Raw genomic sequence first — 12,005 nt, 5'->3', positions numbered from 1 at the left:
TCACGTGAAACATTACTTTCCGAGGCAGAATTTGCCGAAAAGGCGGTCGAGCACGTCTTCGACGTCGCCTGCGCCGAGCAGCCTTCCGACCGAAACTCGCGCAGACCTCACGGAATCCGCCAGAATCGCGAGATCCTCGCTGTGAACGTCCAAGGTCTCTCGCACGACTCTCAACGTGTCCGCCTGCCAGTCGGATAGTCCGATTTCGTCGGCGGTCGGGACGATGCCCCGTGCAAGCTCCGTAAGTTTCGCCATGAGGGAGGGGAGGCCGTCGCCGGTCTTGCTCGACACGGCGATGCCCGTTCCGTCCGACGTTTCGTCCAGGTCGCTCTTCGATCGGACCAGGATCGCGCGGGGGTGCTCTGGCATTTGGTCGGGATCACCGAGCCATAAGAGGATGTCGGCATCTCGCTGGGCTTGTCCGGCGAGCTCGATCCCGATTTGCTCGATGGTGTCGTCGCTCTCGCGCAGGCCCGCGGTATCGACCAACGTGAACGGCACGCCGCCGATCGAAACAGGGATCTCGACAAGATCGCGCGTCGTGCCGTGGATATCGGACACGATTACTCGCGCGGATCCCGCTAACTTATTGATAAGACTGGATTTACCAGCATTTGTAGGCCCACCGACGACGACCCGAATGCCCTCGCGCAAAGGCTCGACCGAGGGTTTTGCGATCAGCTCGTCGACCTTGTCACGAATGGCGGCGAATTCGGCCCGAAGCGCGTCGTCCTGTCCGCCCGTCTCCTCCTCGTCACCCACATAGTCGATCGCGGCCTCGAGCCTGGCAGACAGGGTGACCAGCTTCTCAAGCAGCGACGCGAGCTCGTCGTGGAGCCCGCCTCGTGCGATTCGCAGTGCCGAGCGGCGTTGGGCCTCGGTCTCTGCGGCGAGCAGGTCGCCAAGGCCCTCGGCCGCGGTTAGGTCGACCCGGCCACTCTCGAGCGCTCGACGGGTAAATTCACCCGGCTGCGCAAGGCGGCACCCCTTCACTGATGTCATGACGTCAATCAGCTTGCGCACCACGGCATTCGAACCATGGCATTGAAATTCAACGATTTCTTCGCCTGTCGCCGTGTCGGGCGCCGGAAAGTGGAGGACCAGCGCCTCATCGATCGGGCTGGCATCGGACGGATCGCGCAAGACCCGCAGCGACGCGGTTCGCGGCGCCGGAAGCGCCCCCGCGATCGCCTCGGCAACCTCGGGGGCCCTGGGTCCGCTCATGCGGACGACGGCGATAGCCGCAGGAAGGCTCCCGCTCGACAGCGCAACGATCGTATCGGAGGCTGCGGCCTCCACTATCCGAAGAGCTGGCCGACCCCGACGTTCGGATCGACGAAGCCGTCATAGATCATGCCGCCGGCGACCCACAGGATGACCGCGAGGCCGATATAGGCGATCCACTTATAGCGCTCGATATATTTGGCGATGATGTTGGCGGCGACGCCCATCAATGCGACCGAGAGGATCAGGCCGACGATCAGAATGCCGGGATGGTCCTTGGCCGCGCCCGCGACCGCGAGCACGTTGTCGAGGCTCATCGAGACGTCGGCGACCGCAACCGCCCAGGCGGCAGCGTAGAAGCTCTTCATCGGCTTCACGCCCGAGCTTTCGTCGCCCTCGATCTCGGGGCTGCCCGGGCTTTCGCCGAGATGGTGCAGTTCGCGCCACATCTTCCAAGCGACCCACAAGAGCAGCAGGCCGCCAGCGAAAATCAACCCGACGATCTGGAGCAACTGGACGACAATCAGTGCGAACAGGATACGCAACACGAGCGCTGCGGCGACACCGATTATGATGACCTTGCGGCGTTGGTCCGCGGGGAGGCCTGCGGCAAGCGCGCCGACGATGATCGCATTGTCACCCGCGAGGATAAGGTCGATCATCAGCACCTGGCCAAAGGCGACCAGCGCCTCGGGCTCGGTAATGTTCGAGAAATCCTTGACGATGGCGTCCCAGATATCGGCAGGTCCGCCAAGCGAAAGCGCCTCCGAAGAGACGGCGGCGATGAGCATCATCAGTTGGTCGATCATGCTGGCTCCAATGGGTGAGAAAGGGGAGAGTTCCGACCGAAACCCAGCACGCCTGAAGCGTGCCGGGTCTCCGGCTCAGCTATTGGTTCATACTCGCGAAGAAGTCTTCGTTGGACTTGGCGTCCTTCATCTTGTCGAGGAGGAACTGCATTGCGTCGATGGTGCCCATCTGCATGAGGATGCGGCGCAGGACCCACATCTTCGAGAGAGTGGCCTGGTCGACCAGCAGCTCTTCCTTGCGCGTGCCGGACTTGCCGACGTCGAGCGAGGGGAAGATGCGCTTGTCGGCGACCTTGCGGTCGAGGACGATTTCGCTGTTACCGGTGCCCTTAAACTCTTCGAAGATGACTTCGTCCATCTTGGAGCCGGTGTCGATCAGCGCGGTGGCGATGATCGAAAGCGAGCCGCCTTCCTCGATATTACGCGCGGCGCCGAAGAAGCGCTTGGGGCGCTGGAGCGCGTTGGCGTCGACACCACCGGTGAGTACCTTGCCCGAGCTGGGCACGACCGTGTTGTAGGCGCGGCCGAGACGGGTGATCGAGTCGAGGAGGATGACGACATCCTTCTTGTGCTCGACGAGGCGCTTGGCCTTTTCGATTACCATCTCGGCGACCTGGACGTGTCGCGAGGCCGGCTCGTCGAAGGTCGAGGAGACGACCTCGCCCTTCACACTGCGCTGCATGTCGGTGACTTCCTCGGGGCGCTCGTCGATGAGGAGCACGAGGAGGAAAACCTCAGGGTGGTTGTCGGTGATCGCCTTTGCGATGTTCTGCAGCAGCACGGTCTTACCCGTGCGCGGCGGGGCGACGATCAGCGCGCGCTGGCCCTTGCCGAGCGGGGCGACGATGTCGATGACGCGGGCGCTCTTGTCCTTTTCGGTCGGATCGCTGCTGTCGAGCGTGAGCTTCTCGTCCGGATAGAGCGGGGTCAGGTTGTCGAAATTGACGCGGTGGCGGACCGCCTCGGGATCGTCGAAATTGACCTGCGTGACTTTGGTCAGCGCGAAATAGCGTTCGCCGTCCTTGGGGGCGCGGATCTCGCCTTCGACCGTGTCGCCGGTGCGCAGGCCGAACTTCTTGACCACCGCGGGGGCGACATAAATGTCGTCGGGACCGGCGAGGAAGTTCGCTTCTGGCGAGCGCAGGAAGCCGAACCCGTCATTGAGCACTTCGATCGTGCCCATGCCCATGATCTGCGTACCGTTCTCGGCCTCTTCCTTGAGGATCGAGAACATGAGGTCCTGCTTGCGCAGGGTGGAAGCGGCCTCGACACCGCGCTCTTCGGCCATGGCGACGAGCTTGGCGGGAGACGTTTCTTTCAAGTCTTTGAGATGCATGGACCTATGGATTCTTTGCGGCGCGCGACAAAGACATGTGGCGCTGGGGAGGAACCGGGCGGCGCGAAAAGAAAACGCGGCAAGGACTGCCGGGTGCGCCGTCGAGAGGAGGAGTTAGGTGCGCCTCTGCGTGAAGTCAACGGGGCGACTCACGGCGATGCGGCGAAGCGTCAGAAGGGGCGGACGATCACCATGACGACGATGAGGATCGTGAAGAGGGCGGGGACCTCGTTGATCATGCGCAGGCTGCGGCCCTGCATCGGGCGTTCGCCCGCCGCGAGCTTCTTGCCGAACGAGACGACCCAGCCGTGATAGGCCGAGAGGAGAATGACCAGCAGGAGCTTGGCGTGGAACCAGCCCTGGGTGAAGGCGCCGATATGGAGCGCGAGCGCGAGGCCGAGCAGCCAGCTAAGCACCAGGGCGGGGAGCAGGATGACGGTGCGCGCGCGGTCGGCACGCTCGGTCCAGGCGCGGTCCTCGGCGCTGCCCGGCGTGGTTTCGTGATGGTGCACGTAATAGCGCGGGACGATGAACAGGCCGGCGATCCAGAAGATGATGAAGGTGACGTGCGCGGCCTTCACCCAGAGATAGGATGCGCCGAGAAAGCCGATCATGGAGTCCATTGGTTAGCCTCGTAGTTGCGCGAGCAGATCTTCGACATGGGCGATCGGGGTCGTCTTGTCGATGCCGTGGCCAAGATTGAAGATGTGGGGTCGGTCCGCAAAGGCGGTCCTGATGGCCTCCACGGCCTCGCTGAGCGCCGATCCGCCCGCGAGCAGAGCCATGGGATCGAGATTGCCTTGCACGGGCATGCCGGCGGGCAGGGCGGCGTTGGCCCAGACGGGATCGATCGTCTCGTCGATGCCGACGGCGTCGATGCCGGTGCGCGAAGCATAGTCGACGAGCTTGGCGCCCGCGCCCTTGGGAAAGCCGATGACGGGCGTATCGGGATGGCGGGCCTTGAGCGCGGCGACGATGCGCGCATTGGGCTGGATCACCCAGCGCTCGAACTGGGCGGGCGAAAGGCTGCCGGCCCAGCTGTCGAACAATTGCACCGCGTCGACCCCGGCCTCGATCTGGCCCGAGAGATAGTCGACCGTGACCTCTTCGATCCGCGCGATCAGCTGCGCGAAGCGGTCTTCTTCGGCGTAGGCCATGATGCGCGCGGGGTGCTGGTCCTTGGTGCCGTGGCCGGCGACCATGTAGGTGGCGACGGTCCAGGGCGAGCCGGCGAAGCCGAGGAAGGTGGTCGACGGGTCGAGCTGCGCCTTCACCGCGCGCACGGTGGCGTAAATCGCCTCGAGGTGGTGCGGGGTGGGGGTGAAGTCCTCGAGCCGCGCATCGGTCAGCGGGGGCGAGAGGCGCGGGCCTTCGCCGGCGACGAAGGTCAGGTCTTGGCCGATCGCGTGCGGGACGATGAGGATATCGGAAAAGAGGATCGCGCCGTCGAAGCCGAAGCGGCGGATCGGCTGCATCGTGATCTCGGCCGCGGCCTCGGCGTCATAGGCCATGTCGAGGAAGCCGCCCATTTTGGCGCGCAGTTCGCGATACTCGGGCAGATAACGCCCGGCCTGACGCATCAACCAGACCGGAGGCGGGTCCATGCGCGTGCCGCGAAGGACGGCCAGAAGGGGTTTTTCGGACGAGAGAGGGGCCACCCTCTATTCTCCTTATATATATTATAGAAAAGATAGGAGTTGATATTGGCGCGTGGGTTGCGGGGTTAGCCGAGTTGAGCGCGCTTTGCCAACACGCGCAGACTCTTCTTGACTCAATGACTCCAATGAGTCGCCGAGCAGGACTCCCGCTATCCACATTTTCCCCATCCGACGAGTCATTCTGTGGGTCGAATCTCGAAATGAGTCGGCATGGGCGTTTGGGGAATCATGCGGTTGGCCTGTCCACGGCTTCGCGCTAGGCCTGTCCCGCGCTTTTTCCACAGAAAGGCTCCCATGGGTTTGATCCTCGGTTCCTCCAGTCCGATCCGGCGGACAATGCTCGACCAGGCGGGCGTCGATTACGAGGTCGTGAAGCCCGATTGCGACGAGGATGCGGTCAAGCGAACGCATGATGGCGGGGCGGCAAGCCTGGCCCCGACATTGGCGAAAGCCAAGGCGCTGTCGGTTGCGGCCGATGCCGACGATTGGGTGATCGGCAGCGATAGCGTGGTGGCGGTTGACGGGCGCCTGTTCGACAAGCCGACCGACCGCGCCAACGCCGCCGAGCATCTGCGCGTCTTCTCGGGCAAGGTCATGGAGCTGACCAGCGCGGTGGCATTGGTACGGGACGGAAATGTCGACTGGTGCCATCACGAGACGGCGCGGCTGCACGTGCGCGTGTTGAGCGACGACTTTATCGACGCCTATCTCGCTGCCGAGTGGCCCGAAGTGTCTTATTGCGTCGGTGTGTTCCGGATGGAGGGGCCGGGTGTCACCTTGTTCGACAAAATGGACGGCAATTATTTCACGATCCTCGGTATGCCGCTTCTGCCCTTGCTTGGCGCCCTGCGAGACCGCAAGGTCATCGCGTCATGAGCAAAGCGACCCCCTATGCCGAGGTGATCGGCGACCCCATCGACGGCAGCCGATCGCCCGAGATTCACAAATTCTGGATCAAGAAGATGGGCATGAAGGCCGACTATCGCCCGCAGCAGGTCGCGCGCGCGGGGCTGAAAAGTTATTTGGCCGAGCGGCGCAAGGACAAGGCCTGGCAGGGGTGCAATGTCACCATGCCGCTGAAGCTCGATGCGATCGGCGCAGCCGACCGCGCGACCGACCTCGCGGTGGCGGCGGGCGCGGCCAACATGCTGGTCCATGACGAGGGCACGCTGGTGGCGGGCAATAGCGATGTCGGCGCGATTGTGATGTTGTTGAAGCAACTGCACGACAAGGGCCGCGCGATGGATCGGGTGACGCTGCTCGGCAATGGCGGCGCGGCGCGTGCGGTGCTGGTCGCGGCGCGGACCGTCGGGCTGACGCCCGCGATCCGGATGCAGGCGCGCGACCTGACCACCGCGACCAAGCTGGCGGTCGAATTCGGCCTGCGCAAAGGGCCGCGACCGATCGACAGTCCGATCACGGGCGACGGGATCATCAACGCCACGCCGCTGGGCATGAAGGGCTTTCCGGAGAACCCCGCGAGCGTCGAGGGGCTCTCCGACAAAGGCTGGGTGTTCGATCTCGTGACCTCGCCCCCCGAAACCGCGTTGCTCAAGGCGGCGCGCGAGCGCGGGCTGGAGACGGTCGACGGATTGTCGATGCTGGTCGAGCAGGCCGCGACCAGCTTCGCATTGTTTTTCGGCGAAGAACCGCCGCGCCAGCATGACGATGCGCTTTTTGCTATGCTGAGGTCATGAAGACGCTCGCCATCACCGGCTCGATCGGCATGGGCAAGTCGACCGTGGCAAAAATGTTCGCCGAGGCGGGCATCCCGACCTTCGACGCCGACGCGACCGTGCGCGAATTGCAGGGACAAGGCGGCAAGCTCGTGCCCGTGATCGAGCAGGAATTTCCGGGCTCGACCCGTGACGGCAAAGTCGATCGCGACGTGCTGTCGGGCATGGTGCTGGGCGACCGCGACAAGCTGGCCAAGCTCGAGGCGATCGTCCATCCCGCGGTGCATCACGAACGCACCCGCTTTATCCTGGAAAATGGCGACGCGCAGGCGTTGCTGTTCGACATCCCGCTCCTGTTCGAGACCAATGGCGCGGAGAACTTCGACCATGTCATCGTCGTGTCGGCGCCGCCCGAGATGCAGCGCGAACGCGTGCTGGGTCGCGACGGGATGACGGTCGAGAAATATGAGCGGATCCTGGCGCGGCAGATGCCCGACGAGGAGAAACGCGAACGCGCGGACTTCATCGTCGACACCAGCGGCGATCTGGACGAAACCCGCGCCCAGGTGGACCGGATCCTCTCTTGCCTCGGGCTCGCGAGAGGCGCATAACATCGCCATGCGCGAAATCGTGTTCGATACCGAAACCACGGGCCTGTCGCCCGGGGGCGACCGCATTGTCGAGATTGGCTGCGTGGAGCTCGAGAACCGGGTCGAGACCGGCCGTACCTATCACTGTTATTTCAACCCCGAGCGCGACATGCCGAGCGAGGCGGAGGCGGTGCACGGCCTCTCGAGCGCCTTCCTGTCCGACAAGCCGCTGTTCGCCGACAAGGCGCTCGAGCTGATCGAATTCCTGGGCGATGCGAAGCTGGTCGCGCACAATGCCTCGTTCGACTTCGGCTTCCTCAATTTCGAGCTCGAAAAAGCGGGTCACGAATGCGTCTGCATGACGCGCATGATCGACACGCTGCCGATGGCGCGGACCAAGCATCCGGGCGCCAAGCATAGCCTCGACGCCTTGTGCACGCGGTACGGCGTTGACCGTTCGGCGCGCGTCAAACATGGCGCGCTGCTCGACGCCGAACTGCTGACCCAAGTCTATATCGAACTGACCGGCGGACGGCAGATCGGGCTGGGCATCGAGGTCTCGGATACCTCGACCGTCGCGGTCGCGGCAGGCATCGAGGATGCGCCCGCACCGCGCAAGGTGCGCCCGGCACGGCCGCATGCGCCTAGTGCTGAGGAACTGGCGGCGCATCGTGCGTTTATCGAAAAGATGGAAGACCCCTTGTGGAGCAAGGTGGCCTAACCCATCTCGAAACTATGTGGCGGCCACCCCAAGGCCGCGTGGATTGTCAAAGAAAGGAGGAGCGGATGGATATCCGTGTCGCGGGTCATCAGGTAGATACTGGTGAGGCCCTCCAAGCCCATGTCTCGAGCCGCATCGAGGGGATGGCCGACAAATATTTCTCGCGCAGTGTGGGCGCCAACGTGACGTTCGGACGCGGCCCCCATGACGACTTCACCTGCGACATCGTCGCGCCCGTCAACCAGGGCATCGTGCTCAAGGCCTCGAACCGCGCCGGCGACGCGCATGTCGCCTTCGACGGCGCCGCGGACAAGATCGAACGCCAGCTCAAACGCTATGTCGAGCGACTGCGCGAGCGGCGCCATACCCCCGAACCCGACAATGACAGCTATGACGCGGGCTATACCGTGTTCGCGCCGCCGCCCGAGGAAGCGCCGAGCCCCGAATATCCGGCCGTGGTGGCGGAGACGCGGGTCGACATTCCGACCGCCAGCGTGGGCGATGCGGTGATGATGCTCGACCTGCGCAACACCAACGCCCTGATGTTCCGCAACGTGAAGACCGACCAGTTCAACATGGTCTATCGACGCGACGACGGGACGATCGGTTGGGTCGAACCGAACGGGTGATTGTGGCCAGGGGGCTGACAACACCCGAGTTTTTGGTCTAGAGGGCGCCCCGAGCGAGTTCCCGTGGGTGCAAGTTTGAAGTTATGAATCTGAGCGAATTCATCGACTTTTCGTCGATCCGAACCAAGCTGTCGGCTGCAAGCAAGCGGCAGCTTCTGCAAATGCTGGGCCAGGTTGCGAGTCAGAAACTCGGGCTCGAGCCGGGCATCGTCGTCGATTCGATCCTCGAGCGCGAGAAGCTGGGTTCGACCGGTTTCGGCGGTGGCGTGGCCATTCCGCACGGCAAGGTCGAGGGGTTGAGCCATGTCTACGGACTGGTCGCCCGGCTCGACGAACCGGTCGATTTCGACGCGATCGACAAGATGCCCGTCGACGTCGTCTTCCTGCTTTTGTCGCCGCCCGATGCGGGCGCAGACCATCTGCGTGCGCTGGCCGCGGTCAGCCGGCTGGTCCGCGACGCAGGGACGGTCGAGAAGATGCGCGGCGCGCGCGATCGCGACGCGCTGGCCGCCGTGCTGATGAGCGCCGACGAGGTGCATGCTGCCTGATCCGTCGACCGAGGGGCCGACCGGGGCACAGGCGCATTGCCGGGCGCTCGAAGCGCTCTACGCCGCAGCGCCGATCCAGCAGCAGTTCAAGAGCCGGCTGGAGCTTCCCGAGCCTGGCGTGAGCCGGATCCATTTCGAAGTCGATCCCGCCTTTTTCCACGCGGCAGGTGCTGCGCACGGGTCGGTCTATTTCAAGATGCTCGACGATGCGGCCTTCTTCGCCGCCAACGGACTGGTAACCGACCGCTTCCTGCTGACCACTGCGTTCAACCTGCTGTTCACGCGCCCGATGCGCGAAGGGCCGGCGGTGGCCGAAGGGCGCTGGGTCAGTGGCAAGCGCCGCGTGCTGGTCGCCGACGCGCGGATCATTGACGCCGAGGGCGAGGAATGCGGCCGCGGGACGGGGACGTTCATGCGCTCGCACATCGCGCTCTCCGGGCTCGAGGGGTACCAGCTGCCGTGAACGAGCGGCTCGCCGCCGGAGTCGAGGCCAAGGCGCTAATGCGGCGGATCATGGCCGAGGGCGGCTTCGCGACGGTGCTGCGAAAGGGCGACGAGGAGCGCGGGTCGCTGCTGCTGGTGATTGCCGAAAAAGGACGCCATTTCACCTGCTTGGAGCGTCAATTGCAGGTCAGCGGTGCTTACGAATGGTCCGAAACGGGCCCGGGTTCCGAATCTGAAATGGCGGAAATCAGCCAATTCCTCGAAAAGAAGCGGCGAAACGATCCGGATTTATGGTTAATCGAGCTGGATATCGCAAACGGGAAACGGTTCGTCGCTGAAATGACCGAATTTCCTTGAGTGTGCACTCTTTTTGCTAAAATGGCCGCCGCTGAGATCAAAGCGGGGGGTGCATCGACGATCCGTGGGGGATCCGACAGCACCACGCAGACGGGGAATGAAGCCCCGGGACAAGGGATAACTCACTAACGGCGTCGCCGTTCCCTCTCCCGGACAAGCCGAGTTCACCGCATGAGCCTGAGGCTCGATGAAAACGATGTTGCGCACTGCGCTATTCATGGCGGCAGCGGTGTCCACCACGCAGGTGGCACCCGCGAAGGCTGGACCGGACCTCGAGCCGGTTGCGATGGAAGGATCGGTGCTGATGCCGTCCACCGTCGCGACCGACATCATCCTCGACGGTCCGATCACCGACCCGATCGAAATCGATACGGTCAGCCTGCTCGCCGACGAAGCGCTCGAAGTGGCGGCCGAAGAAGCTGCCCCGACCCTGCCCGCTAACCTGTCGGGCCTGGTCGCGCATTTTGCCGGCACCAGCCCGCGCGATTCGGAGATGGAGTGCCTGGCGCGCGCCATCTATTTCGAAGCGCGCGGTGAAAGCCTCGAAGGCCAGCTGGCCGTGGCCGAAGTGATCGCCAACCGCGCCGAGAGCCGTCGTTGGCCGTCGACCTATTGCGGGGTGGTCAAGCAGCGCAAGCAGTTCAGCTTCGTCAAGAACGGTCGCATCCCCGAACCGCGCCGCAACACGACCGCGTGGAAGCGCGCCGTGGGGATCGCGCGGATCGTCGAGGGCGAGCATCACGAATCGAGCGTGTCCGACGCCCTCTTCTTCCACGCTCGCTACGTCAATCCGGGCTGGCGCCTGACGCGCATCGGCACCGTGGGCAATCACATCTTCTACCAGTAGGCGCGAGCCGGACGAGATCATGAAGGGGGTCGCGACTGGTTCGCGGCCCCCTTTTGTTCTAGGGCGAGTGCATGACCCAATGCCTGGATGATTCGCCGCCGATTGCGCTCGATGTCGCGCGCGGCGTGACGCGCCTGCTGGCCCGCAGCGCGACCTACGTGATGTGCGAAGTCCCGCTTCCGAACCACCGTCGCGCCGACCTGATGGGGCTGGAGAAGAAAGGCGGGATCGTGATCGTGGAGATCAAGGTCTCCAAGGCCGACCTGACGAGCGACGCCAAGTGGCGCGACTATCTCGACTATTGCGATCGCTTCTACTGGGCGGTGCCGCCCGATCTGGCCGCGATCTGCGACAGCGAGGATTATCTGCCCGAGCGTGCCGGGCTGATCGTCGCCGACCGTTACGACGCGGCGATCGCGCGCGAGGCGACCGAGATCAAGCTGGCGGCGGCGCGGCGCAAGGCGGAGACGCTGCGGCTGGCACGGCGCGGCGCGTTACGACTGGCAAGCCAGCTCGACCCCGCGCTGGGCGAAGGCCACTAGCGGATGACGGGCCCGAACTCGAGCTTGTCTTGCGCCTCGGTCGATTCGATCAGTTCGAGCAGGCGCGGATTGCGGCGATCGCGGGCGGCATAGTCTCGGGCCGACAGACCGGCGTTGCGGTCCTTGATGTCCGGATTGCCACCATCGCGAAGGATCGCTTCGAGAATCAGTTCGTGGCGGCCGAGTACCGCCAGGATCGCCGGTGTTTCGCCGCGGCGGTTGGCGATATTGGGATCGGCACCGAAGCCGAGCAGGCGGCTGGCAATGTCGAACTGTCCGGTCTTCACGGCGAGGATGAGCGGCGTGTCGCCATCGGCGTTGCGAATATTGACGTCGGCGTTGAAGCCGACCAGCGAATCGACCCAGCTCATCTTCTTGCCCATGACCGCGATATGGAGCGCCGCATCGCCCGCGCGACCGCGATAATTGACCAGGTTGTTGCCGGGGCGACGAAGCGCGCCCATCGCCTTTTCGGCATTGAAGTCGCGAACGTCGCTGAGAAACTGTTCGGCTTCCGATCCATAGCCCGACAATTGCGCTGAGGCGGTTGTTGCCACGCCCATCATGACGGCAAGCAAAAGGAGCAGTCTGGTCACTTTCATCCTCATCATCTCGGCGCTACAT

Annotated in this window: 16 protein-coding genes; 10 read left to right on the top strand and 6 right to left on the bottom strand. The window is 64.0% G+C overall.

What is annotated here, in order from left to right; genetic code table 11:
- Nucleotides 1-12: 12 nt before the first annotated feature.
- The 5 genes from mnmE to hemE form a co-directional block, all read right to left on the bottom strand.
- Entirely contained in the window at nucleotides 13-1,299 is a 1,287-nt protein-coding gene (mnmE, locus tag KTQ36_RS01355) for a tRNA uridine-5-carboxymethylaminomethyl(34) synthesis GTPase MnmE (RefSeq protein WP_218631982.1), read from the bottom strand.
- Nucleotides 1,299-2,018 (bottom strand): TerC family protein, encoded by a 720-nt coding sequence (locus KTQ36_RS01350; protein WP_218633768.1) that lies wholly within the window; start codon nucleotides 2,016-2,018, stop codon nucleotides 1,299-1,301. The genes mnmE and KTQ36_RS01350 overlap by 1 nt, the downstream gene beginning before the upstream one ends.
- A gap of 94 nt (nucleotides 2,019-2,112) precedes the next feature.
- Nucleotides 2,113-3,369, bottom strand: a complete 1,257-nt coding sequence (gene rho / locus KTQ36_RS01345; RefSeq protein WP_218631981.1) for a transcription termination factor Rho — start codon at nucleotides 3,367-3,369, stop codon at nucleotides 2,113-2,115.
- Nucleotides 3,370-3,539: 170 nt separating this feature from the next.
- Nucleotides 3,540-3,983 (bottom strand): CopD family protein, encoded by a 444-nt coding sequence (locus KTQ36_RS01340; protein WP_218633767.1) that lies wholly within the window; start codon nucleotides 3,981-3,983, stop codon nucleotides 3,540-3,542.
- Nucleotides 3,984-3,995: 12 nt separating this feature from the next.
- Nucleotides 3,996-5,027 carry a uroporphyrinogen decarboxylase gene (gene hemE / locus KTQ36_RS01335; RefSeq protein WP_345777647.1) on the bottom strand — a complete coding sequence of 344 codons (1,032 nt, stop codon included), beginning with the start codon at nucleotides 5,025-5,027 and terminating at the stop codon, nucleotides 3,996-3,998.
- A gap of 294 nt (nucleotides 5,028-5,321) precedes the next feature.
- Here hemE and KTQ36_RS01330 point away from each other — a divergent pair, with 294 nt between their 5' ends.
- From KTQ36_RS01330 to KTQ36_RS01285, 10 genes are all read left to right on the top strand, one after another.
- Nucleotides 5,322-5,903: a Maf family protein gene (locus KTQ36_RS01330; protein WP_218631980.1), complete on the top strand. Its 582-nt coding sequence runs from the start codon at nucleotides 5,322-5,324 to the stop codon at nucleotides 5,901-5,903.
- The gene (locus tag KTQ36_RS01325) at nucleotides 5,900-6,724 is read left to right on the top strand and encodes a shikimate dehydrogenase family protein (RefSeq protein ID WP_218631979.1); all 825 of its coding nucleotides are present in this window, start codon (nucleotides 5,900-5,902) and stop codon (nucleotides 6,722-6,724) included. The genes KTQ36_RS01330 and KTQ36_RS01325 overlap by 4 nt, the downstream gene beginning before the upstream one ends.
- Nucleotides 6,721-7,314, top strand: a complete 594-nt coding sequence (gene coaE, locus KTQ36_RS01320; RefSeq protein ID WP_218631978.1) for a dephospho-CoA kinase — start codon at nucleotides 6,721-6,723, stop codon at nucleotides 7,312-7,314. Before KTQ36_RS01325 ends, coaE begins: the two co-directional genes overlap by 4 nt.
- A 7-nt stretch (nucleotides 7,315-7,321) precedes the next feature.
- Nucleotides 7,322-8,014: a DNA polymerase III subunit epsilon gene (dnaQ, locus tag KTQ36_RS01315; RefSeq protein ID WP_218631977.1), complete on the top strand. Its 693-nt coding sequence runs from the start codon at nucleotides 7,322-7,324 to the stop codon at nucleotides 8,012-8,014.
- A 65-nt stretch (nucleotides 8,015-8,079) separates the two neighbouring features.
- Nucleotides 8,080-8,643 (top strand): ribosome hibernation-promoting factor, HPF/YfiA family, encoded by a 564-nt coding sequence (gene hpf, locus KTQ36_RS01310; protein ID WP_218631976.1) that lies wholly within the window; start codon nucleotides 8,080-8,082, stop codon nucleotides 8,641-8,643.
- A gap of 83 nt (nucleotides 8,644-8,726) precedes the next feature.
- Nucleotides 8,727-9,191, top strand: coding sequence for a PTS sugar transporter subunit IIA (locus tag KTQ36_RS01305; RefSeq protein WP_218631975.1), 465 nt, complete (start codon nucleotides 8,727-8,729; stop codon nucleotides 9,189-9,191).
- Entirely contained in the window at nucleotides 9,181-9,654 is a 474-nt protein-coding gene (locus KTQ36_RS01300) for a PaaI family thioesterase (RefSeq protein ID WP_218631974.1), read from the top strand. The genes KTQ36_RS01305 and KTQ36_RS01300 overlap by 11 nt, the downstream gene beginning before the upstream one ends.
- Nucleotides 9,579-9,992: a DUF1491 family protein gene (locus tag KTQ36_RS01295; RefSeq protein ID WP_255553941.1), complete on the top strand. Its 414-nt coding sequence runs from the start codon at nucleotides 9,579-9,581 to the stop codon at nucleotides 9,990-9,992. The genes KTQ36_RS01300 and KTQ36_RS01295 overlap by 76 nt, the downstream gene beginning before the upstream one ends.
- Nucleotides 9,993-10,179: 187 nt before the next feature.
- Complete coding sequence (locus tag KTQ36_RS01290; RefSeq protein ID WP_255553940.1) at nucleotides 10,180-10,839, top strand: cell wall hydrolase; 660 nt, start codon at nucleotides 10,180-10,182, stop codon at nucleotides 10,837-10,839.
- A 71-nt stretch (nucleotides 10,840-10,910) separates the two neighbouring features.
- Nucleotides 10,911-11,381: an MmcB family DNA repair protein gene (locus KTQ36_RS01285; protein ID WP_218631972.1), complete on the top strand. Its 471-nt coding sequence runs from the start codon at nucleotides 10,911-10,913 to the stop codon at nucleotides 11,379-11,381.
- On the opposite strand, the gene KTQ36_RS01280 is transcribed toward KTQ36_RS01285, so the two are convergent.
- A complete protein-coding gene (locus KTQ36_RS01280; protein WP_218631971.1) occupies nucleotides 11,378-11,977 on the bottom strand; it encodes an ankyrin repeat domain-containing protein in 600 nt (199 codons plus the stop codon). The two genes, KTQ36_RS01285 and KTQ36_RS01280, sit on opposite strands and share 4 nt — an antisense overlap.
- Nucleotides 11,978-12,005 lie beyond the last annotated feature (28 nt).

The sequence above is a fragment of the Sphingomicrobium clamense genome, assembly GCF_019264355.1.
GTDB classification, from domain to species: domain Bacteria; phylum Pseudomonadota; class Alphaproteobacteria; order Sphingomonadales; family Sphingomonadaceae; genus Sphingomicrobium; species Sphingomicrobium clamense.
Note: the sequence above shows the minus strand (reverse complement) of the source record. Positions and strands in the feature narration are given on the sequence as shown.

Bases quoted from the DNA above. Each gene is read 5' to 3' on its own strand.
- KTQ36_RS01350 (WP_218633768.1), bottom strand. From the start codon at position 2,018: ATGATGCTCATCGCCGCCGTCTCTTCGGAGGCGCTTTCGCTTGGCGGA.
- rho (WP_218631981.1), bottom strand. From the start codon at position 3,369: ATGCATCTCAAAGACTTGAAAGAAACGTCTCCCGCCAAGCTCGTCGCC.
- KTQ36_RS01340 (WP_218633767.1), bottom strand. From the start codon at position 3,983: ATGATCGGCTTTCTCGGCGCATCCTATCTCTGGGTGAAGGCCGCGCAC.
- KTQ36_RS01330 (WP_218631980.1), top strand. From the start codon at position 5,322: ATGGGTTTGATCCTCGGTTCCTCCAGTCCGATCCGGCGGACAATGCTC.
- KTQ36_RS01325 (WP_218631979.1), top strand. From the start codon at position 5,900: ATGAGCAAAGCGACCCCCTATGCCGAGGTGATCGGCGACCCCATCGAC.
- coaE (WP_218631978.1), top strand. From the start codon at position 6,721: ATGAAGACGCTCGCCATCACCGGCTCGATCGGCATGGGCAAGTCGACC.
- dnaQ (WP_218631977.1), top strand. From the start codon at position 7,322: ATGCGCGAAATCGTGTTCGATACCGAAACCACGGGCCTGTCGCCCGGG.
- hpf (WP_218631976.1), top strand. From the start codon at position 8,080: ATGGATATCCGTGTCGCGGGTCATCAGGTAGATACTGGTGAGGCCCTC.
- KTQ36_RS01305 (WP_218631975.1), top strand. From the start codon at position 8,727: ATGAATCTGAGCGAATTCATCGACTTTTCGTCGATCCGAACCAAGCTG.
- KTQ36_RS01300 (WP_218631974.1), top strand. From the start codon at position 9,181: ATGCTGCCTGATCCGTCGACCGAGGGGCCGACCGGGGCACAGGCGCAT.
- KTQ36_RS01295 (WP_255553941.1), top strand. From the start codon at position 9,579: ATGCGGCCGCGGGACGGGGACGTTCATGCGCTCGCACATCGCGCTCTC.
- KTQ36_RS01290 (WP_255553940.1), top strand. From the start codon at position 10,180: ATGAAAACGATGTTGCGCACTGCGCTATTCATGGCGGCAGCGGTGTCC.
- KTQ36_RS01285 (WP_218631972.1), top strand. From the start codon at position 10,911: ATGACCCAATGCCTGGATGATTCGCCGCCGATTGCGCTCGATGTCGCG.